Raw genomic sequence first — 26,218 nt, forward strand, 5'->3', positions numbered from 1 at the left:
AAAGATATTTGTAACGATCTGCGGGTTACACAATTCCTAGGTGTATTCTAAGACGGCAGAGCGAGGCGATGACTAAATCAGCATTGGCACGCAAACTATCGGCGAGGCAGGGTGAAGTTGATACGCCCCGTTCAATTCTACGTGCCCTGCGGCTTGGTTTGGCGCGGGCGGCAGGTGATGGCATGGGGCTAGCGCTGACAGTCATCGGGGCCAAACAGGCGTTGCGTGCGCAGGAGGACGCGACCGCGCGATTGAAACAGGGTTGGTTGATGCTGCTCTTTGGCTCGGATCAAGGTAGCATGGCGGCAGTATGTCTGGACCCGGGATGCGTGTCGGCCGTGATTCAGCAGCAGACGATCGCAATTGTCACCTCTGATCCACCGTCGGAGCGAATGTTTACGGACACTGACGCCGCCATGGTCGCCCCCTTGATCGAGGATATGCTGGGCCGGGCGCAGAAGCTGGTCGAATCCGCGGCGGATATGGCCAGCCTGTCGGGGTTTGAGTTCACATCGCGGGCTGAAGATCGGCGCAGCCTGACACTGGCGCTGGTGGATGAGGCATATCGTGTATTCGATCTGACAGTCGAGTTGGCTGGCGGTAGCCGACAGGGGGAAGTTTGCGTGTTGTTGCCTGACCGGCCTCTGTCTGATGCGGAGCAGGAGGCGGAAAACAGTCTCGCGGGTATGAACCTCGATCAGGCATCCGGCGTGATGCGCGCTGAACTGAACGCTGTAATAAGCCGTATTTCACTGCCGTTGACTGCTCTTTCAGAGTTGACAGTTGGCGACGTCCTTCCGTTGCTAGGCGCGCGTGTGGATCGGGTTGAAGTTCTGTCAATCGACCGTGCCCGTATGGCGATTGGTCGGTTGGGGCAATGCGGTGGGATGCGCGCGGTTCGGATAAATGAACACAATCCGGTCGCGACATTGCCAACGAAGGACGAACAGTCCTTTCTGGCTCGCAAGTCTGGCCCAGTTTCCAAACTGGACGATGACGAAAAGTCAGCGTTGCTGGACGAAGAAATTGTGACCAGCGAACAGGCAATGAATGATACTCTGCTTAACCCGGATGATATTTTGCCATCGAATCCTGACCAACGCGTTGCCGAGATTTCACATCTTGCTGGACTGCCAGCGCCTGAGGGCGATGGGCCGTACTAGGTGGCTTAGTCCTGTGCGCGCAACTGCTCCAGCGCTGGGCGAAGTCCGTCGAGCGCATAGCCAGCCTTACCCGTCGCGTCCAGAATTTCATCCGTGCTTAGCCGGTTGCACTGTCCCAGCGCCCAAACAACCGAGCAACGGGTACCGGATGCGCAATAGGCCAGGACAGGCCCGCGGCAGCTTTCGGCCAGATCGCGCTGCAGGGCGACATTCTCTGGCGTCATAGTCTGGTGCGTCAGTTCCAATACCTCGTATTCCATTCCGGCCTCGCGCACGGCCTGCCCGATGGCATCAGACTGCTGATCTGGCGGCACCTCGGTATTAGGACGGTTGCAAATCACCTTGACGAAACCTGCCTTGGCGATGGCTGGCACGTCCTCAACCGTGATCTGGGGTGAGACGGCATAGCGGGGGGTAATCGGTCGAATCTCCATGACAACTGATTAGGCCGCGTCAGCCATCCTGTCCAGTTGTGCGCCCAGTTTTGGCGCGGCCAACATGCCCGCAATCATTGCGATTAGGAACACAATTCCGCCAACACCACCATAACTGAGCGAGGCCATCGCCGGGCCCGGGCACAGACCTGCCAACCCCCAGCCAACCCCGAACAGAACCGAACCAACGATCAGCCGACGATCCAGCTCAACACGAGGTGGAGCAGGAAATTTGCCACCTACCAGCGGCGTTCGGTTCCGGGTCATTTGCCACGCCACCAACATGGGCAGGATCGCCCCGCCCATGACAAAGGCCAGCGTCGGGTCCCAGTTGCCGAACACATCCAGCCATCCCTGCACCTTGGTGGTGTTGGTCATGCCTGAGATCAACAGCCCGGTGCCAAACAAACCTCCGGCGAGAAAAGCAAATACTGAGCGCATCAGATCACCCCCAGAACTTGGCGAAACAGAACGACCGTTAACCCGCCAGCAAGGATATAGAAAACCGTGGCGACAATCCCGCGCAGGGAGAAGCGAGAAATCCCGCAGACGCCGTGACCCGAGGTGCACCCATTTGCAATCCGCGTGCCCACACCGACCAGTAACCCGGCCAGGATCACAATTGCTAAATCCGGGGTCAGATGAGTCTGAGTCTGTGGTGCAATCAAGGGGCGTAGCAAGAAAGGCATCCCGATCAGCCCAATAACAAAGGCTAAACGTTCCGTCATTGCACTGCGGTCGTTGCGCTCAACCAATCCGCCAAGAATGCCACTGGCTCCCATGATCCGACCATTGCACAGAAGATATACAGCGGCACCCAGCCCGATCAGCAGGCCACCCGCAAGACCCCACATCCACTCCACATTCATTTCTAGATCCTCACCCGATATTCCGTGTCAAAGCTTGTTGACCGGAATTTTCATGAAAACATCACCTTGTTCATCCGCCGGTGGCATCTGACCGGCCCGCATATTAACCTGCAGAGAGGGTAAAATCAGACGTGGCATTGCCAAGGTCGCATCCCGCGCATCGCGCATCTCGACAAATTCCTCAACGCTTCGGCCTTGTCCGATATGGACATTCAACGCCTTCTGTTCACCTACCGTCGTTTCCCAGGCAAATTCATCTCGGCCGGGTGCCTTATAGTCATGCCCTACGAACACCCGTGTTTCTTCGGGCAATGCTAAAATCCTTTGGATTGAGGCAAATAGATCCTCCGAAGATCCGCCCGGGAAATCGCAACGTGCGGTTCCAAAATCCGGCATGAACAATGTATCGCCAACGAAGGCTGCGTCGCCGATTACATAGGTCATGCAGGCCGGAGTATGACCCGGCGTATGCAGGACGTCCCCGCGCATCTGGCCGATGTGAAAGCTGGCCCCTTCCGTAAACAGAGCATCGAATTGGCTACCATCACGCTGGAACTCGGTCCCTTCGTTGAACACTTTGCCGAATGTGTCCTGCACGACTACGATATTCTCACCGATCCCGATTTTTCCCCCCAGCTTTTCCTGCAGATAGGGCGCTGCTGACAGGTGGTCGGCATGGACATGGCTTTCCAGTATCCATTCCACCTTCAACCCGTTGTCGGTCACATATTCGACAATTTGATCGGCCGAACTGGTGTCAGTGCGACCCGAGGCGTGATCAAAATCCAAAACGCTGTCGATGATGGCGCAGGCCTGTCCCTCGGGCTCCTGCACCACATATGAGACTGTGAAGGTCTGAGGGTCAAAAAAAGCTTTCACTATGGGCGTCATGGGATCCTCCGTTCGGCTCTATCTCATATATCAATACTGGAATGTGATTAAAGTGCCAAATCACGAATTGATGTCTGTCAAAGTAAATGCCGCGAATTGAGCATATGTTTTGGGCGACCAAGGTCATATTGACGGAATTTGGCCCTCACAGGCAAGATTCCGCGATGTTTTGGCCCGGTCTCGTGCTGGTCTTAATCTTGTTACCTATATCAGGCAGACTGGCACTGTATGGGAGGATGCAAATGACTGCTCAGGATCTTTATACAGAGGCGGAACGGCTGGAAGAAAGGCTACATGGTGCATGCTTGGAGACCCGACTGGCTCTTCAGCCCCGTGTCAGTCAGGTTCTGGATAAAATGCGCGCGCAGCGTGTTCAGATACCTTCGCGCTTGCGGCGGTTAGATGCGGCGCTGTGCGAAGATGCGCTGGAGGCGCGGTTCGACAATATGCCGGTGTGATCTGTTCGGTTAACTAAAAGAAATTCCGAGGATAACCATCATTAGCCCCAGAACCGACAGGAAAAGGGATGCAAGATTCCAGGGTAATACGCCCTGAACTGCAGCGCGGAGTTCCTCATCGGTCAGGTTAGCTTTGCGCGCTTTCATCACCCGCAAGATGCACCAGACCAGACCGATCAGCCCGGCCATGGACAGGGCGGCACCGCCCCAGACGATAATGTCGAACATAGTTGTTTACGCTCACCCGTTGAACCCGTCGTCGCGCTTAGCGGATCGATGCCATTCAGACAAGCCCGCCGTATTGAATGTCTGCTTGCGATCGGGTCGGTGCCGATGTATCCGGCTGCTTATTTTCAGCCCTTGGGAGAGACGCAGATGGAAGACATCACCGAAGATCAGGCCGCAGCAAATTACCGAGTGACCGCAGGCGAGCTGCGCCAGTTCATTGAGCGTTTCGAGCGTCTTGAAGCCGAAAAGAAAGATATTGCCGACCAGCAAAAAGAAGTCATGGCCGAGGCCAAAGCCCGTGGCTACGATACCAAAGTCATGCGCAAGGTCGTCGCCTTGCGCAAGCGGGACAAGGACGATATCGCCGAAGAAGAAGCGGTTCTTGAAATGTACAAAGAAGCGCTTGGTATGACCTAAAACCGAGCCAATAAACCAGTTCCGCAGCCTAAGGTTTCTTGAGTACTGCTTGGTGTCGGGAATACGAACGCCACAAAGCGGAACATAGTACCGACGTCTGGGGCTTATGGCAGGAACCAGTCTTCAGGGAACAAAAACCAGCAGGATTGAGAAGTGAATTGAGCAGGTTTGCCTCTCAAACACCTTCTTGGCCCAAAGGGTGCGGTATGTGAACGACACAGTAGAATGAGTGAGCGCGCCGGTTTCGACGCGCTCACCTGGCGGTTACGGCACTCTCCTTTCTTGAAGCGGGGAGAACGATGGTCGTAAGCACATCATTTCCAATACTGCGATCTATATCTGGGTCTACGGCGCGCACTAAGCTTCCAAACTCGCAAAAGCGTTCCAATTCAATGGCTCACAGTTGCCTGAGATTGCCGTGCAGGTCGGAACTAATATTGATCAGCGGCGCTGAGACAAACTAATCTGTTCGTTCCTTGGTTAGTCGCCCAAAGGCTGTGGACCAGTTCTTCCATGGTAAGCCGTCAAGGACGCACGAATTCGACGAAGATTCTCCTTTGTTTCATCGGTCATCTCCTGCGCCACGGTCATGGCCAATGCGTCAACAATTGCGAGGTGGGCATATCGCGAGGCTGTTGGTTTGTAGATGTCGCTGTCTTCAGGCAATTCCGTGAGCAGGGCAATTTTGGATATGTCTGATAGTCGGGTGTTGGGCTTGGTGATGGTGATTGTGGTCGCGCCGTAACCATTAGCGACTTCCGCCGCACTAACGATGGCGTCGGCTTCACCGCTCGCCGAAACAAGGAAGAGAACGTCTTCGGGCCCAAGCGCGGCCGCGCGCATTTGTAGGACATAGCTATCATTGACGAAGAACGATGGAATCCCGAGCCTGAAAAAGCGATTGGATGCTTCCTGAGCGACAAGAGAGGATCCTCCTCCTATTCCCGCAAAAAGAATCTGCCGTCGGTCCAGACAAGCATCCCTTGCTTCTTCAAGTCTCTCTGTATCGATTTGACCGCGCATGACATCCAGGGTCGCGAACAAGGCCCCCAGGACTTGGTCAATCGCTGAATTCGCGTCAGAGCTTTCTTCACCGGCATTTCTGTATAAGTACTGAGCGCTGACGGCGACGTTCTGGGCCAGGCGAAGTTTGAAGTCCCGAAAGCCTTCACAGCCGAGGCTACGGCAGAACCGCACAACCGTTGGCTTACTGACCGAACAACGTTCTGCGAGATCCCCGATGGTCATCGAGCTGATTTCGTTGAGGTGGTCCTTTACATAATCAGCGACTTTCTGCTCCTGAACTGCCAGTTTGGTCTGCGAGTTATGCAGTGCCGGGATTAGATCTACAGCGCCAATACGGCCCTTATGCGGGGGCGCGTTTTCATCTGAGGCAGGGCGCGGTTGGTTCGGCATGTGCGTGATTTTCTCCTGGTCACTCATGAAACTTAGTTACATGCATCGCTGTGAGTGAGCAAGATATTCACCGATATTCGCGAAATTTCCCTAATTTTGGTAGCTATAAAGAAACTAAGTTACATTTTTCCGTTGAAAAATCGACCCTGATCGCGCAAGGTGTAACCAAGTTACAGATTCGGGTCCTGGGGAGGAGTGCGAATGTCAGGCTGGTTTGCAACCGCAAGCGCAAAAATAAATTCAGTCGTCGAGGGTATCGTCGCCGCGTTGATGTTGTCCTTGGTGCTGGATGTCTGGCTTGGCGTAGTCGACCGCTACTATTTTCACTGGCAACTCCCGTGGCCCGAGGTGCTGGCCCGCTACCTGATGATCTGGGCCGCATTGCTTGCAGTTTCTTCCGGAATCGCGCGCAGGGACCACATCGGATTGACTGCATTCATCATGATACTTCCCGTCGGTTTGCGCCGTACTCTGTTGGTTGCGATGGACGTTTTGGCGCTGGCTTTGTTCTTATACGTCGCACTTTTTGGGATCAGCTTCGCCGAAAGCGGAGCGCCCCGCCAAGCGATGATTTTTGGCGCCAGCCTTGCTCCTTTCTACGCAGCCATTCCTGTCGCGGCGGCACTGTCATCTGTACAGCTGGTGCTAGTCCTGTTTCGGGATTTGGGGTCGCATATTGACGAACCACCCTTTGCCACTGAGGCGGAGGAAACGCTGTGATCGTCGCAATCGTTTTTGTCGCCCTTATCCTGTTCGGGATGCCGATTGGGTTTGCCATTGGCCTTGCCGGCGTCGTGGGTCTGATTGACATGGGCGGAACGCAGTTCTTGGCGATTGGTCCCAGCAAGATATTCAACGGCCTCAATATCTTTCCCTTTCTTGCCATGCCGTTCTTCATTCTGGCCGGTGAGATCATGAATGACATCGGGATCACCAGTCGTCTTGTGAAACTGGCTCAGGTTCTGGTTGGGCGGTTCCGTGGTGGGCTGGCCCATACCAATATGCTGGCTTCGGTTTTCTTCGCTGGACTAACCGGCTCGGCGACTGCGGACGCGGCGGCCTTTGGTCGGACACTTGTGCCTGCAATGGTAAAAGAAGGCTACAAACGTGATTATGCCTGCGCGGTCACGGCAGCGGGATCCATCATCGGCCCGACCATTCCGCCCTCGGGGCTAATGGTTGTCTACGGGTCGCTAATGGGTGTCTCTATTGCAGGCCTGTTCGCTGCAGGCGTTCTGCCAGGCCTAGTGATTTGTATCGTCTGCATGGCGGTCATAGCCATCGGCGGTAAGCGAGAAAACCTTCCGAAAGCATTGCGCGGCGCGAGCCCTCGCGAGGTCTGGGATACATTTGTTTCCTCACTGACCGCTTTGGCGATGCCGGTAATTATCCTGGGGGGCATTCTGGGTGGGATCGTCACCCCGACAGAGGCTGCGTCGATTGCTGTGGCCTACGCGATGTTCATCGGGATTTTTGTCTATCGGTCGCTGACGTTCAAAGGCTTCTACGCGATGCTTGTCCGTACGGCGCGTATCACTGGCGTTATCTTTGTGATTATCGCCTTCGCTGGCATTCTCGGCTGGTGGATGAGCTTTGAACGCATTCCGCAATTGATCGCGGAAACCGTTCTTGGTTTGTCAGATAACCGCTATGCCGTCATCGCGATCATAATCGGATTGCTTCTGATCGTCGGTATGGTGATGGATATCACTGCAATTCTGATCATCCTCGCTCCGGTGCTGGTTCCGCTGACGCAGCAAGTCGGACTGGAACCGATTCACGCCGGGATCATCTTTGTACTCGCGCTGAATATCTCTCTGATGACCCCGCCGGTGGGCGCATGCCTGTTTGTTCTGTCTTCCGTGACCGGCGAAAAGCTGGAGCGGATTTCCATCAAGCTGTTCCCGTTTCTGATTGCCGAAATCGCTATCTTATTTGCCTTTGCATTTTGGGAGGACGCAGCCCTTTGGCTGCCCCGGATGTTGGGCTTTGCTCAGTAAATTCCCCACGAAATCCAAACCAACAGGAGAAGAACAATGAAGACTATTCTGACAGGTGCGGCGCTTACCGCAACCATGCTTGCAACCAGTGCGCTGGCCGAAGGTGGCGTCATAAAATTCGGGCACGACAACAAAACAGATCCATTTGAGAATCCGGCGCACGCCTGTACGGCCGTGTTCTCCAACCTCGTGAATTCCGGCACCAATGGCAGCGTCACGGTCGAAGTGTTTGGATCAAACCAACTGGGCTCCGCCGCCGAGCATGTGCAGCAGGTGCGGGACGGCATCATTCAGGCAACCCTGACATCGACTGGCGCCTTGGCAAGCTACTACCCGCGGATTGATGTGCTGAATCTACCATTCGCATTTAATGGCAACGCTTCGACCTACGAAGTCTTTGACGGCGAGTTCGGCGAAGCCTTGGCCGCAGATATCGAAGCAGAACTGGGTGATGTTGTGGTGCTGGGCTTCCCTGATACCGGCGGGTTCTTTGCGGTCACCAACTCTCAGAGACCTATTGCAGACCTGAAGGACTTTGATGGCATTCGCATCCGCACGATGACTTTGCCTTCACATCAAAAGATCGTGCAAGCCTTGGGCGCCGAAGCCTATCCCCTGTCCTGGGGCGAGGTGTATTCCGGCCTTCAAACCGGCGTGATTGACGGCCAGATGAATCCGGTCCCGATCATCTCCTTCGCCAATTTTGCCGAAGTTCAGCAGTATCTGACGCTGACTAACCACCTGTTTTCGCCGTACACTTTCATGATCAACCGCGCCTTCTTTGAGGGCCTGTCCGAGGCCCAGCAGGCCACGATCCGTACGGCTGCAGAAAACTGCGTAACTGCAAGCCGCGGTCTGTCACGGATCATCGAATCCTCAGATAGAGGTCTTGCGGGCCTCATGGATCAGATTGAAGTAACGGCCCTGACTGACGAGCAACGCAGTTCCATGGCGGCTGCAACGCAGCCTGCTTTTGAAACGCATGTTCAGGAAAACCTGGATGAGAAAGCGGCCGAGCTTTTGGCAAGTTTCAAGGCTGCGGTAGAGAACGCCAACAACGCGTCTTACCTCGATTGATCCTCCCTGACTGCCGGAACCAACCGGCAGCACCTCTTGTCGGAGATCAGTTTCTGGTCTCCGACCCAAACAACGAATTGGATTAGACATGCGGGTTTTCTGTGCGTCCATTGCGACCGAAACAAATACGTTTTCCCCCCTGCGCACGGATTTTTCCGATTTCGAGCAGAGCTTTTACGCACCACCCGGCGAACATCCCATTACCCCCACGTTGTGCAGCGCTGTGTTTCCGGCACTGAGAAAACGGGCGCAGGCGAACGAGCTGGAGTTGATCGAGGGCACCGCCACATGGGCGGAACCGGGCGGGTTGCTAAACCGCGAAACATGGGGACGCCTGAAGCAAGAAGTGCTGGATCAGGTCACGGCTGCGCTTCCTCTGGACGGTGTTGTTCTAGGTCTGCATGGGGCGATGATTGCCGAAGGGTGTGTGGATTGCGAAGGTGATTTGATCGAAGCCGTTCGTGCAATTGTCGGCCCTAAAACGGTTATCGGAGCCAGTTTCGACCCGCACAGTCATCTCAGCCAGAAACGTGTATCGAATGCGGACGTAATCACTGTGTTCAAAGAATTTCCGCATACTGATTTTGTTGAAGCAGGAGAAGCCTGTGTCGATCTGACACTGCGCACGATCAAAGGAGACATTCGGCCCGTTATCTCAGTTTTTGACGTTCGTATGTTGGATGTCCTGCCAACCAGCCAAGAACCCATGCGCGGATTTGTCGATCAGTTGAACCGGATGGAGGCAAAGGAGGAAGTTCTTTCAGCTTCTGTCATTCACGGGTTTATGGCCGGCGATTCCCCAGATGTCGGCGCCAAAATCGTCGTTTTGACAGATGATGATCAGGCCAAAGCCGACAATATAGCCCGGAATTTGGGGACGGAGCTGTTTTCGTTCCGAGGACAGACAAAGCCAGACTACCTGTCTCCGGTTGAAGCATTGAGAAAGGCTCAGAAAGCCACGCATGGACCTGTAGTCGTAGCGGATGTGTGGGATAACCCGGGCGGAGGCGTAGCAGGGGATTCAACCCTGATCCTTGAAGAGGCCATTGCTCAAAACCTTAAATCTGTCGCTTTCGGCACGATATGGGATCCCATGGCTGTTCGCCTATGCCATGCGGCTGGAGAGGGCGCAGTATTCGATCTACGCTTCGGCGGCAAAACGTCGGCTCTCGCAGGTAACCCAATTGACGCCACGGTCACAGTTGTCCGCAATCAACGCAATGCAGTTCAAAGCTTTGGTGCATCCATCGTTCCCATGGGAGATTGCTCGGTCATTCGTTTGGGTGGGATAGAGGTCGTTTTGAACTCAAACCGAAGTCAGGCGTTCTCGCCAGACCTGTTCACTAACCTCGGCATCGATGTCACTGAGAAAAAGATACTGGTCGTCAAATCTACAAACCATTTCCATGGTGCCTTCTCCGACGTCGCTACCGAAATTATCTATGCAGCCGTCGAAGGGCCCTATCCGAATGATCCCACCAAAACACGCTACAATAATCTGACACGCCCAATTTGGCCTATCGTCAAAAACCCTCACGAGGAAATTGTGGAATGATTTTTCCTGATATCGACACACCGGCCGTACTAGTCGACCTGGATATCGCCGAAGCGAACATCGACCGCTTTCAGGGGCATTGTGCGAAACACGGACTCGCCGTCCGCCCGCACATCAAAACCCATAAACTACCTATGCTGGCCAAACGGCAGATAGATGCCGGTGCTATTGGTATAACCTGCCAGAAAGTGAGTGAGGCCGAGGCAATGATTGCTGAGGGTGGTATCGACGACGTGCTGATAACCTTTAATATCCTCGGTGACGCCAAGTTGGCGCGGTTGCGTGCCCTGTCAGAGAAGGTGAGATTGTCTGTTGTCGCGGACAACACCGAAACCGTTGACGGTTTGTCGAAATCTTTTGCAGATGCTGCGACACCACTGGGTGTACTAGTAGAGTGCGACACCGGCGCGGCGCGTTGTGGCGTAACCACCCCTGAGCAGGCGCGAGATCTGGCACGTTATATCGATAGCCAGCCAGGTGTTACATTCCTCGGTCTAATGACCTATCCGCCGGCGGGCCAAGAGGTTGCTGTTCAAGAATGGCTCACCAGAGCCAAACGAGAAATCGAAGAGATCGGGTTGCCGGTGCCCGTCGTGTCCCATGGCGGCTCACCAGGAATGTGGCAGGCGCAGGATGTTCCAGTTGCAACTGAATATCGGATTGGCACCTATATCTATAACGACCGCTCCCTTCAGGCACAGGGCGTCTGCACGTGGGAGGACTGTGCGCTGAGCGTCCTCGCAACGGTGATCTCAGTCCCTGCAGACAATCGGGCTGTGATTGATGCGGGATCTAAAGTGTTGACCTCAGATCTGTTGGGACTGGAAGGCCACGGATACGTGATAGGTCGCCCGGACATTCTGGTTCAAGGTCTGTCAGAGGAACATGGCGTTCTGAAGGCCGATCAGATCAATCTGAAAGTTGGCGAGCGCATCCGGATTATTCCAAACCATGCCTGTGTTGTGACCAACATGGTTGATCAGATTGAGACCATTCGCGGGGATCATTCGCTGGGGCCTGTTCCAGTCGTGGCGCGAGGCAAAGTTCAATAACGGCAAAACCGCAGCCCAAGGACGACGCCTGCGTCGGGCATCAATAAGGTGAAACATGGCTGACCTCATATGTTTAGGGGAACCCCTGTTCGAATTAAACGCGTGCCAGGATGGCCTGTTCAAAGGGGGATTCGGCGGAGATGTTTCCAACGTCGCTGTCGCTGCTGCCAGACAGGGGATTGACGTCGCCTTGATTGCGCGCGTCGGAGACGACCAATTTGGCGAGAAGCTTCGGGGTTTGTGGTCCCGAGAAGGTGTGAACCACGAGCACGTGTTATCTGCCTCAGGTGAGGACACAGGGCTCTATTTTGTCTTTCACGATGGAGACGGGCACCATTTCGTTTACCGTCGAAAGGGCTCCGCCGCCAGTCGGATGTTACCGGAACAAATTCCAGGCGATGCAATCTCGAATGCTAGGATGTTTTATACTTCCGGGATCAGTCTTGGGGTAAGTCCAGAGCTTCAATCAACAACTCAGGAAGCAATCCACACAGCGCGGCAGTCTGGCGTACCAATTGCTTTCGATCCCAATTTGCGGACAGCTCTTTGGCCGTTAGACAAGGCCCGGCAGGTTACTCACGATGCAATGCGGCGCTGCAATATCGTGCTGCCAGGGCTCGATGACGCCCGTCAATTGACGAGCCTTCACAGCCCCGAGGACATAATTGACTTCTACCACAATCTGGGTGCTGAAGTTGTAGCGCTGTCGCTTGGTGCGGACGGTGTATCCATATCCGACGGGCAAGGCATTCTCACAATTCCCGGAGTAACAGTCCCGGCGGTCGACGCTACCGGCGCGGGAGACTGTTTTAACGGAATTTTTCTGTCCGCTTACCTGAAAAACAAGGATGCCTTGAAATCTGCTGAACTCGCGAACCGCGGCGCGGCCCTTTCGACTACGGGCTTTGGTGCCGTGGACCCCATTCCTTACGGAAAAGACCTAACAGAAGGAAATCACTTCAATGACTGAGAAAAAGATCGTGCGCTTGGGCGATGACAGGACCGGTGCAGGTGGTCAACCGCTACCTTTTGCTCCAGCTGTAAGAGCCGGCGACTTTGTGTTCATATCCGGGCAGGTGGCAATGAAAGAAAATGAGGAAATAGAAGCGGGAGGCATCGAGTCACAAACCCGAAAAACGATGGAAAATCTGATAGCAGCTTTGGCGCTGGCTGATTGCACTCTGGATGATGTAGCGAAAGTGGGCGTCTGGCTGGACGATCCTCGAGATTTTTGGACGTTCAACCGGGTCTACGCGAGCTACTTCCCAAATGGCGGCCCGGCGCGCTCAACCGTCCGTTCGCAAATCATGGTGGACGCCAAGGTCGAGATTGATGCGGTCGCATACAAACCGCTGGGCTAGCTCCAAGAAACTCTTTCCAATTGAATTGAGCTGGCACTTTTTGCCAGCCTATTTTCTTGAAATATTATAGAGCACCATTTGGAAGGACGTTTTATAACGCACCGGGAGTAATACGAACATTTATTGTTGATAAGGCTAAGACCGGATGGTTGCACTTCTGGGGTTTGCAGAGTCCATTTGTGAAAATTCGCTTTGGGCTGCGAGCGGACGAGCTTGCCCGATATTTAAGACAGATTCATTTCGTAAATATGCTACGATACCAAAGTGATGTGCAACTTCGTCGCCCTGCGCAAGCGCGACAAGGACGATATCGCCGAAGAAGAAGCCGTGCTGGAAATGTACAAAGAAGCGCTGGGGATGTAACTTCAGCCGCTTACGGGTTCAAAAATCGGAGATCTGGCATGGTCCGGAGCCGTGCCAGATCCTGCTCATAAAGCTCGGTAAACGCCGCGATAATGTCTTCGCTCCAGCCGGGCAGTTCCACCTCTTCCTCGATCGCCTCTGTCAGCGCATGCTGCTGAAAAATCTGTGCTAACCTTCCTCTGAAAATGGGATCGTTGGGTGGGCGTTGTTGTTCCCTCAACCCCTTCAGCTCCTGCTTACCCAGATCCGAGATGAGCGAGGACAGCAGCGCGTATTCCTGATCAAGCTGCGTGTCCGCGGGTAGTCCGACAAGTGCGCGTGCAATGTCACCAAGGATCAGAGGAGAATCCTCGTTACTCCACAAGGTGATCTTGACGTCCGGAGCAAGATCGCGAATGTCCTCAACCATCGCAAGCCAACTCAGGCAACTCAGATCGGTCGTCGCAACTATATGTTCGCGCTCGGGGGCCGATAGCAACATCAATACCTTCGGAATAAAGCTGCCGGGATTGCGCAGCCCCACAAACAGTTCGACAGACGAATCGCTGAACAGGTGGTCCATATAGGACATCCTTTGACCCGCATTCGCATAGAACTGCCCATCCATGATGATCGATGCCCGTTCACCAAGATACAGCGCACTTGACAGGATCGCTCGATCAACCTGTTGCCCCTGAGGCATTAATTTCTGAAACCTTGCCCGCGTATCTTGGTGCGAAGGGCGGTCAGCCGCAGGCTTCAGTGCTGGCCGAAAGATCTTTCTGAACGGACGCATCCCCCAAAATGCCGCTTGGCTCTTGGCGACAAGCTGTACGTTCGCCTGAAGTAGATTGAGCAACGGGTCGTGGTCGGTAAAGTGTGCTCCGGCTTGGATGACCATCTGCATATTGGAATTGTCCTTGCCTCGGGCGAAATTATCGCTTGGGTTACAACCTGTCCCCGGCGCAGTCAAATTTGGATAAGGCCTGATTATTAGGTTATCCTAAGGCAAACCATCACAAAGTTAAGGCGACGCGAAAATTCGGGCTTGCAGTCCCTGTTCCGAGCGATTAATCGAGACCCAGTGCCCCTATAGCTCAGCTGGTAGAGCAACTGATTTGTAATCAGTAGGTCCGCGGTTCGAGTCCGTGTGGGGGCACCAGAATATCCTGAAAATGTTAAATTAATTTGTATATACAATGACACGCTGCCGCACATGCTCGACTCGTGTCAGTCTGATGTCAGTCGCGCCGCTGCAACTCAGTCCGTAGGATTCGGTCGGCCAGTTTGAACCCAGCAGCCGCGTAAACGTCTGCCTTGTGTTCCAAGGCTTCCCCTAAATCGGTGCTCTGGTCGTGCCAAGCCTTACTGTTATGCACTAGGACAACCTGCCTAAATTCGCGTTCGGTCTAATTCCCTGGTAAAAACTCGCGGCAAATGGATAGATTGCGGTTTACCTCATCGCGGCAAAAGTTAGTTAGCCGTTCGCGTTGGGTTGTCGCCTTGGTCTGAGCCTCGCGCCGCGCTTCGTTGGTCATAAATGCAAAGCAACCATCGAAGGCAAACGCGGCATCGTTGTCATAAAGGCGAATAAACTCGATGGCATCGATCATATCGCGATACTCGGTAGATATGATGTCACCCTTAACCCGGTGGATTTCCGCAACGCGATCCTCACCCACGTGCCGCGTCAAAAGGTACGTGCTCTGTTCATCGCCGTTCCCAACACTGTGGGCAAATTGACATCGGTGGCTTTCGCGGTTCTGGTTGACCGCCCCGATCACTTCCACATGCTCGATCGGGTCATATTGGACTTGTTTATTCCATTGGTAGTGGACCGGTGGATCAACATACAGTTTCGGTTGCTGTTGGGCTAAAGCGGCACCAGCAGTTGCCATTGCTATCAAAGCAGCGATGATTGCTCGATTTATTCCCATAGTTCCTTTGGGGCTCATCGCAAGAGGTTGGCGCGATGTGTCAGGGTTGATGTGGATTTATCCTGATCGCGCACAAATATCATTGGTAGAGCTGATCACATTCAACGCAAGCCAGCCAATTAGAATCCGCGAAGCCACGCTAGCGCGAAGGCTCGGTCTGGTCTTTTTCTGCCGTTTCACCCGAGGGCTTCAGCGACAATGGCGGGTCTTCCGGCTCTTCTGAGATCGGGGCAGGGGCGGCCGGCGGTTCTGTCAGTCCATCGTCAGGTCCGGGGACCGGGCGCGCGGTCGGGGTGGCGCCTTCTTCAACCGGGTTTTTCGAATCCGGCTCATCCGGAGCAAGCGCCCTGCGAAATACCAGCACATTTCGCCAGTTAGTGGCTGAACCCGTCAAACCTGTGCGTTCCTCGCTGGGCAGCAATTCTGCACGCTGATATTCCCAACCCTCTTGGCCCAGTTGGTTCAACATCTGCTCAATTGAGGTGGCGAACCGGCCCTCGGGCGTTTTCACGCCCTTCGCCTTGGTTCCCTTTTGCGGAGCGGGGACAACTTTATATTCGTAGCGCTGCATCAACTGGTCCTAATTGCGTAACCCGGGCAAATTAACATTTTGACAGGCGGGTGAAAGCCAAGATCACGCATTGGCGAAATTCGGCCCGCACTGTGGCTTTAGCTCCGCGCGGCTTTGCCCACAAGCGACAGACAGGTTTCGGTTGCGATCGCCATGTCCTGCACCGAGATCCACTCCAGCGGACCATGAATACACTGCATGCCCGTAAATATGTTGGGCGTGGGTGTGCCGAATTCGGTTAGGCGGGAGCCATCGGTGCCACCCCGGATCGGAACCGATATTGGCTCGATCCCCTGTTCGCGGCAGGCTTCGCGCGCCAGATCGACAGGGGTCATGTCCTTTTCCAGCCAATAGCGCATGTTGCGGTATTGATGGGAGATGTCGCAGGAGATGGTCGCGCGCGGTTCGGTGGCCTGAACGGCAGCACAGACCTGACGGACAATTTCGCGCTGGGCTTCCAACGCATCCATTTCGAAATCGCGCAGGATCAGCTTGATCTCCATCTCGGACGAACCGCCATTCATATCGGTGACATGTATGAACCCCTGACGCCCATCCGTTACCTCGGGTGTCATCGTCGCCTGAGGTAGTGTCTGCACGATCTTTGCCGCCAGATGCGCCGCGTTTACCATTTTGTCCTTGGCCAAACCGGGGTGGATCGACACGCCGGTGATCTTGATCACGGCTCGGTCCGCCGAGAAGCTTTCGTATTCGATCTCACCCAGTTCCTGTCCGTCCAGCGTATAGGCAAAATCCGCGCCCAGATCCTTGGGTAGCTGTTCGGTAACGCCGCGCCCGATTTCTTCATCCGGGGTAAAGGCGATGCGAATCGGACCGTGGGGGATGTCATTGTTCTCCAGCAAGTGACTCGCCATCGTCATCAGGATCGAAACGCCTGCCTTATCATCAGCCCCCAACAGGGTGGTGCCCGAGGCGGTGATCAGATCATGCCCGATCTTCTCGGCCAGATAAGGATGTTCTTCGGGTGACAGCACCAGATCGGGATCATCGGGGAAGGTAATCTCGCCACCATTATACCCTTTGATCACCCGAGGTTTGACCCCGGTTGCGTTGAACTGGGGCGCGGTGTCCACATGCGCCAGAAATCCGATCGTCGGTCCGTCGGCTGTGCCAGGGATGGTTGCCACGACAACGCTGTCACCGGTCATCTCGACATCCTGCGCACCGATCTCGGTCAGCTCTTGTCGCAGCAGGTTCAGCATGTCGAACTGGATTTCGGTGCTGGGGGTCGAGGGCGAGGTCTCATCGCTCTGGCTATCGATGGCGGCATAGCGCACCAGCCGGGTTTCCAGTTCCTGATCAAACCGATTTTTCATGTCTGCTTCCTCTCCGCGTTGCGGGAAGAAGAATGCCCATTCGGTCGAGGAGTCAAGCCGATGGCCTGCCCGATTGGAGCGGTCTGAAATTAACTTTTTGTTATGTACAAGTTGAACAAACCCCTGTCCGGGGTTTGTACAACTCGGAAGATTTACGAACCCAGCTTCTTGCTGACCAATTCGTTCACGGCCTTTGGATTGGCCTTGCCGCCGGTGGCCTTCATCACCTGACCGACGAACCAGCCCGCCAGTTTCGGGTTCACCTTGGCCTTCTCAACTTGCGCTGGATTGGCGGCGATGATCTCGTCCAGAGCGGCCTCGATCGCGCCGGTATCGGTCACCTGCTTCATACCGCGCTCTTCGACGATCTGTGCTGGGTCGCCGCCTTCGGTATAGACAATCTCAAACAGGTCCTTGGCGATCTTGCCCGAGATGGCGTCCGACGAAATCAGATCAATGATTCCCGCCAACTGAGCGGGAGACACCGGAGACTCGGTGATGTCATGGTCTTCTTTCTTCAACCGGCCAAACAGCTCGTTGATCACCCAGTTTGCAGCCAGCTTGCCGCTGCGCCCCTTGGCGACCTCTTCGAAATAGGCCGCTGATTCCACCTCAGCGGTCAAGACAGAAGCGTCGTAGTCGGTCAGGCCGAACTTGCTGATAAAACGAGATTTTTTATCGTCAGGCAGCTCCGGCAGCTTGGCGGCGATGTCGTCGACCCACGCTTGTTCGATCTCCAGCGGTAGCAAGTCAGGATCGGGGAAATAGCGATAGTCATGCGCTTCTTCCTTAGACCGCATTGAGCGTGTCTCACCCTTATCCGGATCATACAGGCGCGTTTCCTGATCAATCGTGCCGCCGCCTTCGACGATTGCGATCTGACGACGTGCTTCGACCTCAATCGCTTGCTGGATAAAGCGCATCGAGTTCATGTTCTTGATCTCGCAGCGTGTGCCTAGATGCGAAAAGTCCTGTGTTTCCTGATACTTCTCATACGCACCCGGCAAACAGATCGAGACGTTCACGTCCGCCCGCAAGTTGCCGTTCTGCATGTTACCGTCGCAGGTGCCGAGATAACGCATGATCTGACGTAACTTGGCGATGTAGGCGGCAGCCTCTTCCGGTCCGCGAATATCGGGGCGCGAAACGATCTCCATCAGGCAGACACCGGTTCGGTTCAGGTCGACAAAGGACATATGCGGATCCATGTCGTGGATCGATTTGCCCGCGTCCTGCTCCATGTGGATGCGTTCGATCCGTACCATACGCGCAGTGCCGTCACCCATCTCGACCAGAACTTCCCCTTCACCCACAATAGGCTGATAAAGCTGGGAAATTTGATACCCTTGCGGCAGGTCAGGATAGAAATAGTTCTTACGGTCAAAGGCCGATTTCAGGTTGATATCCGCTTTCAATCCCAGCCCGGTGCGCACGGCCTGTTCAACGCAATACTCGTTGATCACCGGCAGCATCCCCGGCATCGCGGCGTCCACAAACGCCACGTTCGAATTCGGCTCGGCCCCGAATTGGGTCGACGCGCCCGAGAACAGCTTGGCATTGGATGAGACCTGAGCGTGCACCTCCATCCCGATCACCAGTTCCCAATCGTGCTTGGCCCCGGCAATGGTTTTGGGTTTGGGCATTTCGTATGTCAGGTCGAGCATGGCGCGCCTCATTTCCGCAGAAGTCTAAGCCTGCGTATTAGGCCCGGCGCGCCAAAGGGGCAAGGGGCAATGGCGGTTTAGTTCCCCGAGAACTGCAGCCCTGACGGAGTGAACGTCACACTTTGCCCGCTGCGCAGTTCTTCGCGTAACAGGTTGGCGATGGCCTTTAACGCATCGCGGCGACCGCGTGCAGCAAATCGCTCGGATGAGTTGACGCGAAGGCTATTGTTGAACCCGTTTGCTGCATGGGCCCAAATCAGAGGGTGCAGTTCGGTCAGGTGGTCGCGGATCAGCCAATTGGCAGCCTCACAAATCTGTTTGCGGGCGATATCCGCCTGAGGGTTTTGCCCCATTCGGTTCTGCTGGGTGATCGCGCAATAGGCCGCGAGTAAGTTGATAGTTTGCTGATCCGGGCGACGCGCTACGATATCCCGCAGACCCTCAAGGAAATATTCCACATCCACCCGTGCGCAGGCCTCGTCATCCAATGCGATGGCGTCGAACTGTACCCAGGTGTATCCGCCTGCGCCCCATGTTTTCTGGGTCCGCGCCGCGTTGCGCAATGCTTGAACTTCAAGCTCTTCATAGCTCCCGAACCAGCGCGGCAGCAGGTGGCTGCCCATCGCGCGCATATGGCGATGATTCTGAATGTCTAGAGTGATCAAGTGTTCATACTTATCTGCCACACGGGTGCGCGGATCGACGTGACCTGCCAGCAAAGCGCAATCAGCTGCGGCAATCGCAGGGCTGTCTGGCATTGCAGAACGGCAAAGTGGCAGCAATGCTGCCGCACGGTCGAAATGCGCCGCACAGCGAGATTGATGCAATGAAGGCAGCGCCTCTGGATGCGCATCGCCGCGCCATGCCCAGGCAAGATCAATATGGGCCAGTGCAACGACCAGCGTGATCATCGGATCGTTGGGATGGTTTTGGATCTCGCCTTCCAGCTCGAAAATTCCACCCAGCAGATCGTAGTCTGACATCGCCTTGCCATCTGACAGCGCGTGCTCGACAGCCAGCACGACATCTGAACGGGCGCCAAAGGCCAAGAGGTCTGCTATGGGCTGTCCGCAGGGCGTGGATTTGCGTGCTTGATCCGCAGCGCGCATCTCTTGCGAAAGTTCGGCCCACATATCCTGCCGCGCCAGATAGCGACCGCGTTCAATCACCTGATGTCCGTTTGCATCCTGTTCGTCCGTTTCGACGATAGGGACATTCAATTGGCCCGATGCGACAAGCCAAGCGGAGGCATCAGCGACTGACGCAGGCAGGGGCGTTGAAGTGGAGGAACCGAAAAAACGGGCGGCAAAAGGCTTGATAGACCAAAACATGGCAGAACTCGAACTGGAACAAACTAGTAACGCGTTCAGTTTGCCAAAAATTGTGCTCAATTCAAAGAGACACTACCTCAAACCAGTATTTCAGGCACCAATCGTGTTCAGATTCGATGAATCGTTTCAAAATACTCTAAAATGATGACGTTCAACGGCGATTCCCGCCTTTTGCAGAACCTCTTCAAGCTGTTTGTGTGGAGGAAGTGATTCATCTGGCAGACGCAGTCGTTTTTCGGATTTCAGTATCGCTGAGACCCGTACCGAAAAGTCCCATCGCGTGTCGAACCGAAAGCGTATCACTGTAGAAAGATCCAGCGTGCCCCGACGCTGACCTGTATGCCAGCGTAAGGTGCCATCTGACAGTTCCATCCCCGCGCTGGTATCGTGGAGTACATCCCAAAGCGCGGGCAGAGTGGTCAGGGCCAGCAGGCCTATCAGCCACCAGACCGCATCGAACAGGACGATCAGCCCCGTCAGAACCGCATAGATGCCAATTAGAATCAAAACCATTCGCAGATTTCGGTTCTGTCGTGTGAATGTGAAAGCGGTCATGCGCCCAGGATGCGCGAGACCATTTCGGTCGAGTCGCGAGACAGGCCTGGAGTTTCGGCGATGCGGTTCAGTTGTTTTTGGATCAGGGCCTGACGGTCCGCGTCATAGCGTTTCCAGGTCTGGTACGCGCTGCACATCCGGGCGGTGGTTTGCGGGTTCACCGGGTCGAGTCGGATCAACCAGTCTGCCAGCAATGCATAACCTGCGCCATCGGTCTGATGGAACCCCGCATGGTTTCCGACCAGAGATCCCATCAACGCTCGGAAGCGGTTGGGGTTTTTCCAATTGAAATCCGGGTGCTCAGTCAGTTTGCTCGCGGTTTCGACCGTAGTTTCTGGACCAGCCATCGAAACCTGCAGGGCGAACCATTTGTCCATCACCAACCGATCATGTCGCCATTGATCATAGAATGCGGCCAATTCAGCCTCACCTTTACCCGCGCGCAGCAGACAGGACAAAGAGGTGAGTTGCTGGGTCATGTTGTTGGCGCGCGCATACTCTTCGGCCGCCTTGATGCCTCCATCCAGGCGCGAGGTCAGGGCCAGCGCTGCGCTGCCCAAGGCGCGCTTTCCTGATTGTTCGGCGTCTGGTTGGTAGGGCGCATCCACCAGCGTTTCACTGTGAAGCCGGGGCAGCAGGTCTTGTACGTACTGGGCCGTGGCTTGACGCAGAGTTTCAACCGCCCTCCAGATCGCCATCGGATTGGGGGTGATCCCCTTTTCATGCAGCGCCGCAGCCAGTTCTGATTGCGTTGGCAGACCCAACATGAGCGCCCGGTAAGCAGGGTCCAGCGTTTCATCGCGAAGGACTGACAGCAAACCGTCGAGGTAGTCGGCCTCTGGTGTTGCTTCCTCGGTTATCATGCGCAGAAGGGTGTCTTCGGCCAGCGACCTTCCCGCTTGCCAGCGGTTGAACGGGTCGGTGTCATGGGCAAGTAGGAATGCGCGTTCTGCATTCGTTGAATCGTGTTCCAGGATCACCGGAGCCGAGAAACCCCGCAAGATCGAAGGCACAGGTTTCGCGGCGAGACCGGTGAACTTAAAGGTCTGTTCGGCTTCGGTCAGTTCCAACACTTCGGTTACGCGTACCTCATCGCCGTTCGGGCCGAGCAGACCCACGGCGACAGGAATGACCTGAGGCTGCTTGTCCTCCTGCCCCGGCGTAGGTTCGGTGCGTTGGCTTAGAGTCAGGGTGTAGGTGCCATCGGCCCAATCCTCAGCGACCGAGACCCTTGGCGTTGCCGATTGACTGTACCAGCGCTTGAACTGGCTCAGATCGCGACCAGTGGTCTCTTCGAACACTTGCAGCCAGTCCTCGATCGTGCAGGCCTGTCCATCATGGCGGTCGAAATAGAGATCCAGCGCCTCTGAGTAGGCCTCGTCACCCACTAGACATTTCAGCATACCGATTACCTCAGCGCCTTTCTCATATATGGTTGAGGTGTAGAAGTTGTTGATTTCCTGAAAACTCTCGGGCCGCACCGGGTGCGACAAAGGCCCGTTGTCCTCGGGGAACTGTCGCGCGCGCAGGTCGATGGCGTCGTGAATACGTTTTACCGGGGCCGAGCGCATGTCCGAGGTGAACTGCGCGTCGCGGAACACCGTCAGCCCCTCCTTCAGACACAGCTGGAACCAGTCACGGCAGGTGATGCGGTTGCCGGTCCAGTTGTGGAAATACTCATGCGCGATAATCGCCTCGATCCGTTCGAAATTCGCATCGGTCGAGGTTTCTGGGCTTGCCAGAACGGCGGAGGAGTTGAAGATGTTCAGCCCCTTATTCTCCATCGCGCCCATGTTGAAATCGTCGACCGCCACGATGTTGAACACGTCCAAATCGTATTCGCGGCCATAGACATCCTCGTCCCATTTCATGGATTTCTTCAACGCTTCCATGCCAAAGGCGCATTTGCCTTCATCTCCTGGACGAACCCAGAGGTTCAATTCAACGTCGCGACCAGATTTGGTGGTGAACTGGCCAGGGTGGGCAATCAGCTCCCCGGCGACGAGCGCGAACAGATAGGCGGGTTTGGGCCACGGATCGACCCATTCCGCCCAGCCTTCCCCTTTGTCCGAGGGGTTGCCGTTGGACAGCAGCACCGGCAGGTCTCCGTTGATGCGCACCGTAAAGGTGGACATCACATCCGGGCGGTCAGGGTAATAGGTGATCTTGCGAAAGCCTTCGGCCTCGCATTGGGTGCAGTACATGCCATTCGACATGTAGAGACCTTCAAGCGCGGTGTTGTTAGCGGGATCAATCTCGACCACGGCCTCCCAGATGAAAGGTGCGTCAGGAACTGTAGCGGTGAGGCCTTCTGCGGTGATCTCGGGCGTGATCACGTCGCCATCAATCGCAGCTCGGATCAGGTTCAGTTCTTCCCCGTGCAGAAAGAATGTGTGGTCCGTCGCTTCGGGATTCGGACGGAATTTTATCCGAGAGGTCACGCGCGTGGCATTGGGTGCCAGATCAAAAGTCAGATGCACGTTGTCCACCAGGTAACCAAACGGGGTGTAGTCTTTCAGATAGATCGTGGTGGGGGCGGCGTCGCGCATCGGGGGCCTCATCATCTGGGAATCTGGCGTGACGTTAGGGGCTTCGCGCTGGCGCTGCAACCAATGGGCAATTGTCCAGATAGATTTGAAACAGTTTCGTGTTTGGCCGAAAAAACTGAACCTATGGGCACAAGTTGCCTATCGGAAACAAACCACCTAATTGATGGGCGCATACAATGGCACACAATCGTAGGGGATTCGGAACATGAGCAGCAGAGAGATCCGCAGCGGACTGCAGATCGACCCGGTTCTGGTGGACTTCATCGAACAGAAGGCACTGCCGGGCACAAAGGTCACGGCTGATCAGTTCTGGTCGGGTCTGGAGCGTTTGGTGAATGAGCTGGGCCCGAGGAACCGCGCGCTGTTGGAAAAGCGTACTGACATTCAGGGGCGCATCGACGGTTGGCATGCGGCGCGGCGCGGCCTGCCCATCAATGCTGGCGAGTACCAGTCTTTCCTACGTGAGATTGGGTATCTGGTTGATGAAGGCGAGGATTTCGAAATCGAAACCACCAATGTCGACCCCGAAATCGCTCTGACACCAGGCCCGCAGTTGGTTGTGCCGATCACCAATGCACGCTTTGCGCTGAACGCGGCGAATGCCCGTTGGGGCAGTCTGTATGATGCGCTTTATGGTACAGATGCGTTGGGCGATCTGCCTGCTGGCAAAGGCTATGACGCAGAACGTGGCGCAAGGGTGATTGCGTGGGCCAAACACCATCTTGGCTTATTCTGCACGCCAGCGATTGACGATTGGTCAAGTGTTGTAGGTTTTTCCGTCGAGGACGGGGACCTAGTCGTCACAATGGACGATGACGAAAGAGCGTACATATATGGATCGCAAAAGCATGGGGCGGGGCGTTTTGTAGGCTACAAAGGCGACCCGGATTCGCCGTCGTCGATCTTGTTAGAGAAGAATGGCCTCCACGCTGAAATAGTGATCGACCCGTCCAGTATCATTGGTACGTCTGACCCTGCGGGCATCGCGGATGTACGATTGGAATCCGCCCTGTCGACGATCATGGACTGCGAAGACTCAGTCGCTTGTGTCGATGCCGAGGACAAGGTTGTGGCCTACGGCAACTGGCTGGGCTTGATGAAAGGTGACCTGACCGAAGAGGTCACCAAAGGCGGCAACACCTTCACCCGCAAATTGGCGGGTGATGTGGACTACACCACTGCCAGCGGCGATCAAGCCGTGCTGAAAGGCCGCTCGCTGATGCTGGTGCGAAATGTGGGCCACCTGATGACCAACCCCGCCGTTCTGGATGCCGAAGGGCGCGAGATTGGTGAGGGTCTGATGGATGGGCTTTGCACCACGCTGATCGCCATGCATGATTTGCAGCGTGAGGGCGGCAACTCGGTCACCGGCTCAGTCTATGTGGTCAAACCCAAGATGCACGGCCCCGAAGAGGTCGCGTTCGCGGTCGAGATTTTCGACATGGTCGAAGACATTCTGGGCCTGCCACGGAATACCGTAAAGCTTGGCATCATGGATGAGGAACGTCGCACCTCGGCCAACCTCAAGGAATGCATCCGCGCCGCGAAATCACGCGTGGCATTCATCAATACCGGCTTTCTTGATCGCACAGGGGATGAAATTCACACCTCAATGGAGGCGGGTCCGATGCTGCCCAAGGGCGATATCAAGGAGACGCCTTGGATTGCGTCCTACGAGGATCGCAACGTCGATATCGGATTGGCCTGTGGCCTCAAGGGTAAGGCACAGATCGGAAAAGGCATGTGGGCAATGCCGGATCGAATGGAGGATATGCTGGCGGCCAAGATCGGTCACCCTCAAGCGGGCGCAACCTGCGCCTGGGTGCCTTCGCCCACTGCCGCAACCTTGCACGCAACGCATTACCACAAGGTCGATGTGCTGGCGCGTCAGGACGAGTTAGCCGCTGGCGCTGCTCGGGGGACGCTGGATGATCTGTTGACGGTGCCACTGTTGGGTGGTCGCAATCTCAGCGCTGAGGAGATTACCCGTGAGATCGAGAACAATGCTCAGGGCATATTGGGTTATGTTGTGCGCTGGGTCGATCAAGGCGTCGGCTGCTCGAAAGTGCCGGATATCAACGACATTGGTCTGATGGAAGACCGCGCGACCTGCCGGATTTCGTCTCAGGCGTTGGCGAACTGGTTGCATCATGATCTGATCAGTCAGGAGCAGGTGATGGCAGCGCTGCAGAAAATGGCTGCTGTAGTGGATCGGCAGAATGCGTATGATCCGTCCTATAAGCCGATGGCGCCGGGTTTTGACGGGATCGCCTTTCAGGCGGCGTGTGATCTGGTATTCCGTGGGCGAGTGCAGCCCTCAGGATATACTGAACCGGTGCTGCACGCGCGCCGGTTAGAACTGAAGGCAAGCTTGCGCTAAGGGTAGGGGCGGGAACGAGGGGGCTGTCTACCCCCTTGCGCTCTCCAGAGTATATTTTGGGCCAGATGAAAGGGATCGGGCATGGTTATTTCATTGCGCAAAGCGCGGACCATCATTCGAAAAGCGCTGGAAAAAGGGCGTGAGATGGAGCTGAAGCCCCTCTCGGTTGTGGTTCTGGATGCGGGCGGTCACGTGATCGCTTTTGAACGCGAAGACGGTGCCGCGCCGGGGCGGTTTGCAATTGCGCATGGCAAAGCATACGGATCGGTGATGCTGGGCATGGCGGGTACTGCGCAGATGCAGCGCGCCGAAGGGCAGGCCTATTTCATGGCGGCGGTGAACGGGGTTTACGGCGGTCAGGTTGTACCAGTCCCAGGCGGAGTTCTGGTGCGTGACCGTAAGGGTGCAGTGATTGGTGCCGTGGGCGTCACTGGCGACACGTCCGACAATGACGCCCAAGCCGCGCTAGTTGGCATTGAGGGTGCCGGGCTCGTGGGCGAGATCTAAAACCCTCGGATCGATTTTACAGGGGATGTGCGCGGCTGAACACGCGCTTGCGCTGCCATGCAGGGTCTGTGTCGTTGCGCGCGGCTCGGGCTGCCGATAGGTTTTGCAGAATACCTGCGAAACA

26 protein-coding genes, 1 tRNA gene and 1 pseudogene are annotated in these 26,218 nt (G+C 55.5%); 14 read left to right on the top strand and 14 right to left on the bottom strand.

Going from position 1 to position 26,218, the window contains the following annotated elements:
- Window positions 1-68: 68 nt before the first annotated feature.
- The gene (locus ACR0JR_RS11895) at window positions 69-1,163 is read left to right on the top strand and encodes a FliM/FliN family flagellar motor C-terminal domain-containing protein (RefSeq protein ID WP_480456304.1); all 1,095 of its coding nucleotides are present in this window, start codon (window positions 69-71) and stop codon (window positions 1,161-1,163) included.
- Window positions 1,164-1,168: 5 nt separating this feature from the next.
- Here the strand turns inward: ACR0JR_RS11895 and ACR0JR_RS11900 are convergent, their stop codons facing one another.
- Genes ACR0JR_RS11900 through ACR0JR_RS11915 form a run of 4 tightly spaced genes read right to left on the bottom strand, consistent with a single transcriptional unit; the run spans window position 1,169 to window position 3,357 of the window.
- Complete coding sequence (locus tag ACR0JR_RS11900; RefSeq protein ID WP_170780637.1) at window positions 1,169-1,597, bottom strand: protein tyrosine phosphatase family protein; 429 nt, start codon at window positions 1,595-1,597, stop codon at window positions 1,169-1,171.
- Between the two features lie 9 nt (window positions 1,598-1,606).
- Window positions 1,607-2,038, bottom strand: coding sequence for a DUF6691 family protein (locus ACR0JR_RS11905; RefSeq protein WP_010443253.1), 432 nt, complete (start codon window positions 2,036-2,038; stop codon window positions 1,607-1,609).
- Complete coding sequence (locus ACR0JR_RS11910) at window positions 2,038-2,466, bottom strand: YeeE/YedE family protein (protein ID WP_010443252.1); 429 nt, start codon at window positions 2,464-2,466, stop codon at window positions 2,038-2,040. Before ACR0JR_RS11910 ends, ACR0JR_RS11905 begins: the two co-directional genes overlap by 1 nt.
- Window positions 2,467-2,493: 27 nt before the next feature.
- Window positions 2,494-3,357 carry an MBL fold metallo-hydrolase gene (locus ACR0JR_RS11915; RefSeq protein WP_010443251.1) on the bottom strand — a complete coding sequence of 288 codons (864 nt, stop codon included), beginning with the start codon at window positions 3,355-3,357 and terminating at the stop codon, window positions 2,494-2,496.
- A 242-nt stretch (window positions 3,358-3,599) separates the two neighbouring features.
- On the opposite strand from ACR0JR_RS11915, the gene ACR0JR_RS11920 reads away from it, so the two are divergent.
- Window positions 3,600-3,815 carry a hypothetical protein gene (locus ACR0JR_RS11920; RefSeq protein WP_010443250.1) on the top strand — a complete coding sequence of 72 codons (216 nt, stop codon included), beginning with the start codon at window positions 3,600-3,602 and terminating at the stop codon, window positions 3,813-3,815.
- 9 nt (window positions 3,816-3,824) lie between these two features.
- On the opposite strand, the gene ACR0JR_RS11925 is transcribed toward ACR0JR_RS11920, so the two are convergent.
- On the bottom strand, window positions 3,825-4,043 hold the full coding sequence (locus tag ACR0JR_RS11925) for a hypothetical protein (protein WP_010443249.1): 219 nt from the start codon (window positions 4,041-4,043) through the stop codon (window positions 3,825-3,827).
- 147 nt (window positions 4,044-4,190) lie between these two features.
- On the opposite strand from ACR0JR_RS11925, the gene ACR0JR_RS11930 reads away from it, so the two are divergent.
- Entirely contained in the window at window positions 4,191-4,460 is a 270-nt protein-coding gene (locus ACR0JR_RS11930) for a DUF2312 domain-containing protein (RefSeq protein WP_010443248.1), read from the top strand.
- Between the two features lie 480 nt (window positions 4,461-4,940).
- On the opposite strand, the gene ACR0JR_RS11935 is transcribed toward ACR0JR_RS11930, so the two are convergent.
- The gene (locus ACR0JR_RS11935; RefSeq protein WP_480456306.1) at window positions 4,941-5,903 is read right to left on the bottom strand and encodes a MurR/RpiR family transcriptional regulator; all 963 of its coding nucleotides are present in this window, start codon (window positions 5,901-5,903) and stop codon (window positions 4,941-4,943) included.
- 174 nt (window positions 5,904-6,077) lie between these two features.
- On the opposite strand from ACR0JR_RS11935, the gene ACR0JR_RS11940 reads away from it, so the two are divergent.
- The 8 genes and pseudogenes from ACR0JR_RS11940 to ACR0JR_RS11975 all read left to right on the top strand — a co-directional run.
- Window positions 6,078-6,596 carry a TRAP transporter small permease gene (locus ACR0JR_RS11940; protein WP_480456308.1) on the top strand — a complete coding sequence of 173 codons (519 nt, stop codon included), beginning with the start codon at window positions 6,078-6,080 and terminating at the stop codon, window positions 6,594-6,596.
- Window positions 6,593-7,876: a TRAP transporter large permease gene (locus tag ACR0JR_RS11945; protein WP_010443244.1), complete on the top strand. Its 1,284-nt coding sequence runs from the start codon at window positions 6,593-6,595 to the stop codon at window positions 7,874-7,876. The genes ACR0JR_RS11940 and ACR0JR_RS11945 overlap by 4 nt, the downstream gene beginning before the upstream one ends.
- Before the next feature lie 36 nt (window positions 7,877-7,912).
- The gene (locus ACR0JR_RS11950; protein WP_480456310.1) at window positions 7,913-8,953 is read left to right on the top strand and encodes a TRAP transporter substrate-binding protein; all 1,041 of its coding nucleotides are present in this window, start codon (window positions 7,913-7,915) and stop codon (window positions 8,951-8,953) included.
- Between the two features lie 88 nt (window positions 8,954-9,041).
- Window positions 9,042-10,508 (top strand): M81 family metallopeptidase, encoded by a 1,467-nt coding sequence (locus tag ACR0JR_RS11955; RefSeq protein ID WP_480456312.1) that lies wholly within the window; start codon window positions 9,042-9,044, stop codon window positions 10,506-10,508.
- Window positions 10,505-11,560 carry a D-TA family PLP-dependent enzyme gene (locus ACR0JR_RS11960; RefSeq protein WP_480456314.1) on the top strand — a complete coding sequence of 352 codons (1,056 nt, stop codon included), beginning with the start codon at window positions 10,505-10,507 and terminating at the stop codon, window positions 11,558-11,560. The genes ACR0JR_RS11955 and ACR0JR_RS11960 overlap by 4 nt, the downstream gene beginning before the upstream one ends.
- Window positions 11,561-11,615: 55 nt before the next feature.
- Window positions 11,616-12,530: a sugar kinase gene (locus ACR0JR_RS11965; RefSeq protein WP_480456316.1), complete on the top strand. Its 915-nt coding sequence runs from the start codon at window positions 11,616-11,618 to the stop codon at window positions 12,528-12,530.
- Window positions 12,523-12,921, top strand: coding sequence for a RidA family protein (locus tag ACR0JR_RS11970; protein ID WP_480456318.1), 399 nt, complete (start codon window positions 12,523-12,525; stop codon window positions 12,919-12,921). The genes ACR0JR_RS11965 and ACR0JR_RS11970 overlap by 8 nt, the downstream gene beginning before the upstream one ends.
- A 252-nt stretch (window positions 12,922-13,173) precedes the next feature.
- Window positions 13,174-13,284 (top strand): annotated as a pseudogene (locus ACR0JR_RS11975) (GapR family DNA-binding domain-containing protein); the annotation flags it as partial.
- Between the two features lie 10 nt (window positions 13,285-13,294).
- Here the strand turns inward: ACR0JR_RS11975 and ACR0JR_RS11980 are convergent.
- Window positions 13,295-14,170, bottom strand: coding sequence for a hypothetical protein (locus tag ACR0JR_RS11980; RefSeq protein WP_480456320.1), 876 nt, complete (start codon window positions 14,168-14,170; stop codon window positions 13,295-13,297).
- Window positions 14,171-14,349: 179 nt separating this feature from the next.
- Here ACR0JR_RS11980 and ACR0JR_RS11985 point away from each other — a divergent pair.
- Window positions 14,350-14,425: transfer RNA gene (locus ACR0JR_RS11985), tRNA-Thr, on the top strand.
- A 247-nt stretch (window positions 14,426-14,672) separates the two neighbouring features.
- Here the strand turns inward: ACR0JR_RS11985 and ACR0JR_RS11990 are convergent.
- From ACR0JR_RS11990 to pepN, 7 genes are all read right to left on the bottom strand, one after another.
- Window positions 14,673-15,218, bottom strand: coding sequence for a hypothetical protein (locus ACR0JR_RS11990; protein ID WP_480456322.1), 546 nt, complete (start codon window positions 15,216-15,218; stop codon window positions 14,673-14,675).
- Between the two features lie 121 nt (window positions 15,219-15,339).
- Window positions 15,340-15,771, bottom strand: coding sequence for a DUF4177 domain-containing protein (locus ACR0JR_RS11995; protein WP_480456324.1), 432 nt, complete (start codon window positions 15,769-15,771; stop codon window positions 15,340-15,342).
- 98 nt (window positions 15,772-15,869) lie between these two features.
- Window positions 15,870-17,108 carry a peptidase T gene (pepT, locus tag ACR0JR_RS12000; RefSeq protein WP_480456325.1) on the bottom strand — a complete coding sequence of 413 codons (1,239 nt, stop codon included), beginning with the start codon at window positions 17,106-17,108 and terminating at the stop codon, window positions 15,870-15,872.
- Between the two features lie 152 nt (window positions 17,109-17,260).
- Entirely contained in the window at window positions 17,261-18,772 is a 1,512-nt protein-coding gene (gene gatB / locus ACR0JR_RS12005; protein ID WP_480456326.1) for an Asp-tRNA(Asn)/Glu-tRNA(Gln) amidotransferase subunit GatB, read from the bottom strand.
- A 77-nt stretch (window positions 18,773-18,849) separates the two neighbouring features.
- Complete coding sequence (locus ACR0JR_RS12010; protein ID WP_480456328.1) at window positions 18,850-20,103, bottom strand: hypothetical protein; 1,254 nt, start codon at window positions 20,101-20,103, stop codon at window positions 18,850-18,852.
- A 126-nt stretch (window positions 20,104-20,229) separates the two neighbouring features.
- Window positions 20,230-20,616, bottom strand: coding sequence for a hypothetical protein (locus tag ACR0JR_RS12015; protein WP_480456329.1), 387 nt, complete (start codon window positions 20,614-20,616; stop codon window positions 20,230-20,232).
- Between the two features lie 38 nt (window positions 20,617-20,654).
- The gene (pepN, locus tag ACR0JR_RS12020) at window positions 20,655-23,207 is read right to left on the bottom strand and encodes an aminopeptidase N (RefSeq protein WP_480456331.1); all 2,553 of its coding nucleotides are present in this window, start codon (window positions 23,205-23,207) and stop codon (window positions 20,655-20,657) included.
- Window positions 23,208-23,412: 205 nt separating this feature from the next.
- Between pepN and ACR0JR_RS12025 the strand changes: the two genes are divergently transcribed.
- Both ACR0JR_RS12025 and ACR0JR_RS12030 read left to right on the top strand, forming a co-directional pair.
- On the top strand, window positions 23,413-25,587 hold the full coding sequence (locus tag ACR0JR_RS12025; RefSeq protein ID WP_480456333.1) for a malate synthase G: 2,175 nt from the start codon (window positions 23,413-23,415) through the stop codon (window positions 25,585-25,587).
- A gap of 81 nt (window positions 25,588-25,668) precedes the next feature.
- Window positions 25,669-26,094: a GlcG/HbpS family heme-binding protein gene (locus ACR0JR_RS12030; RefSeq protein WP_010442816.1), complete on the top strand. Its 426-nt coding sequence runs from the start codon at window positions 25,669-25,671 to the stop codon at window positions 26,092-26,094.
- The last annotated feature ends 124 nt before the right edge of the window (window positions 26,095-26,218 follow it).

The sequence above is a fragment of the Ruegeria sp. AA3 genome (assembly GCF_056542905.1).

Bases quoted from the DNA above. Each gene is read 5' to 3' on its own strand.
- ACR0JR_RS11895 (WP_480456304.1), top strand. From the start codon at position 69: ATGACTAAATCAGCATTGGCACGCAAACTATCGGCGAGGCAGGGTGAA.
- ACR0JR_RS11900 (WP_170780637.1), bottom strand. From the start codon at position 1,597: ATGGAGATTCGACCGATTACCCCCCGCTATGCCGTCTCACCCCAGATC.
- ACR0JR_RS11905 (WP_010443253.1), bottom strand. From the start codon at position 2,038: ATGCGCTCAGTATTTGCTTTTCTCGCCGGAGGTTTGTTTGGCACCGGG.
- ACR0JR_RS11910 (WP_010443252.1), bottom strand. From the start codon at position 2,466: ATGAATGTGGAGTGGATGTGGGGTCTTGCGGGTGGCCTGCTGATCGGG.
- ACR0JR_RS11915 (WP_010443251.1), bottom strand. From the start codon at position 3,357: ATGACGCCCATAGTGAAAGCTTTTTTTGACCCTCAGACCTTCACAGTC.
- ACR0JR_RS11920 (WP_010443250.1), top strand. From the start codon at position 3,600: ATGACTGCTCAGGATCTTTATACAGAGGCGGAACGGCTGGAAGAAAGG.
- ACR0JR_RS11925 (WP_010443249.1), bottom strand. From the start codon at position 4,043: ATGTTCGACATTATCGTCTGGGGCGGTGCCGCCCTGTCCATGGCCGGG.
- ACR0JR_RS11930 (WP_010443248.1), top strand. From the start codon at position 4,191: ATGGAAGACATCACCGAAGATCAGGCCGCAGCAAATTACCGAGTGACC.
- ACR0JR_RS11935 (WP_480456306.1), bottom strand. From the start codon at position 5,903: ATGAGTGACCAGGAGAAAATCACGCACATGCCGAACCAACCGCGCCCT.
- ACR0JR_RS11940 (WP_480456308.1), top strand. From the start codon at position 6,078: ATGTCAGGCTGGTTTGCAACCGCAAGCGCAAAAATAAATTCAGTCGTC.
- ACR0JR_RS11950 (WP_480456310.1), top strand. From the start codon at position 7,913: ATGAAGACTATTCTGACAGGTGCGGCGCTTACCGCAACCATGCTTGCA.
- ACR0JR_RS11955 (WP_480456312.1), top strand. From the start codon at position 9,042: ATGCGGGTTTTCTGTGCGTCCATTGCGACCGAAACAAATACGTTTTCC.
- ACR0JR_RS11960 (WP_480456314.1), top strand. From the start codon at position 10,505: ATGATTTTTCCTGATATCGACACACCGGCCGTACTAGTCGACCTGGAT.
- ACR0JR_RS11965 (WP_480456316.1), top strand. From the start codon at position 11,616: ATGGCTGACCTCATATGTTTAGGGGAACCCCTGTTCGAATTAAACGCG.
- ACR0JR_RS11970 (WP_480456318.1), top strand. From the start codon at position 12,523: ATGACTGAGAAAAAGATCGTGCGCTTGGGCGATGACAGGACCGGTGCA.
- ACR0JR_RS11980 (WP_480456320.1), bottom strand. From the start codon at position 14,170: ATGCAGATGGTCATCCAAGCCGGAGCACACTTTACCGACCACGACCCG.
- ACR0JR_RS11990 (WP_480456322.1), bottom strand. From the start codon at position 15,218: ATGAGCCCCAAAGGAACTATGGGAATAAATCGAGCAATCATCGCTGCT.
- ACR0JR_RS11995 (WP_480456324.1), bottom strand. From the start codon at position 15,771: ATGCAGCGCTACGAATATAAAGTTGTCCCCGCTCCGCAAAAGGGAACC.
- pepT (WP_480456325.1), bottom strand. From the start codon at position 17,108: ATGAAAAATCGGTTTGATCAGGAACTGGAAACCCGGCTGGTGCGCTAT.
- gatB (WP_480456326.1), bottom strand. From the start codon at position 18,772: ATGCTCGACCTGACATACGAAATGCCCAAACCCAAAACCATTGCCGGG.
- ACR0JR_RS12010 (WP_480456328.1), bottom strand. From the start codon at position 20,103: ATGTTTTGGTCTATCAAGCCTTTTGCCGCCCGTTTTTTCGGTTCCTCC.
- ACR0JR_RS12015 (WP_480456329.1), bottom strand. From the start codon at position 20,616: ATGGTTTTGATTCTAATTGGCATCTATGCGGTTCTGACGGGGCTGATC.
- pepN (WP_480456331.1), bottom strand. From the start codon at position 23,207: ATGCGCGACGCCGCCCCCACCACGATCTATCTGAAAGACTACACCCCG.
- ACR0JR_RS12025 (WP_480456333.1), top strand. From the start codon at position 23,413: ATGAGCAGCAGAGAGATCCGCAGCGGACTGCAGATCGACCCGGTTCTG.
- ACR0JR_RS12030 (WP_010442816.1), top strand. From the start codon at position 25,669: ATGGTTATTTCATTGCGCAAAGCGCGGACCATCATTCGAAAAGCGCTG.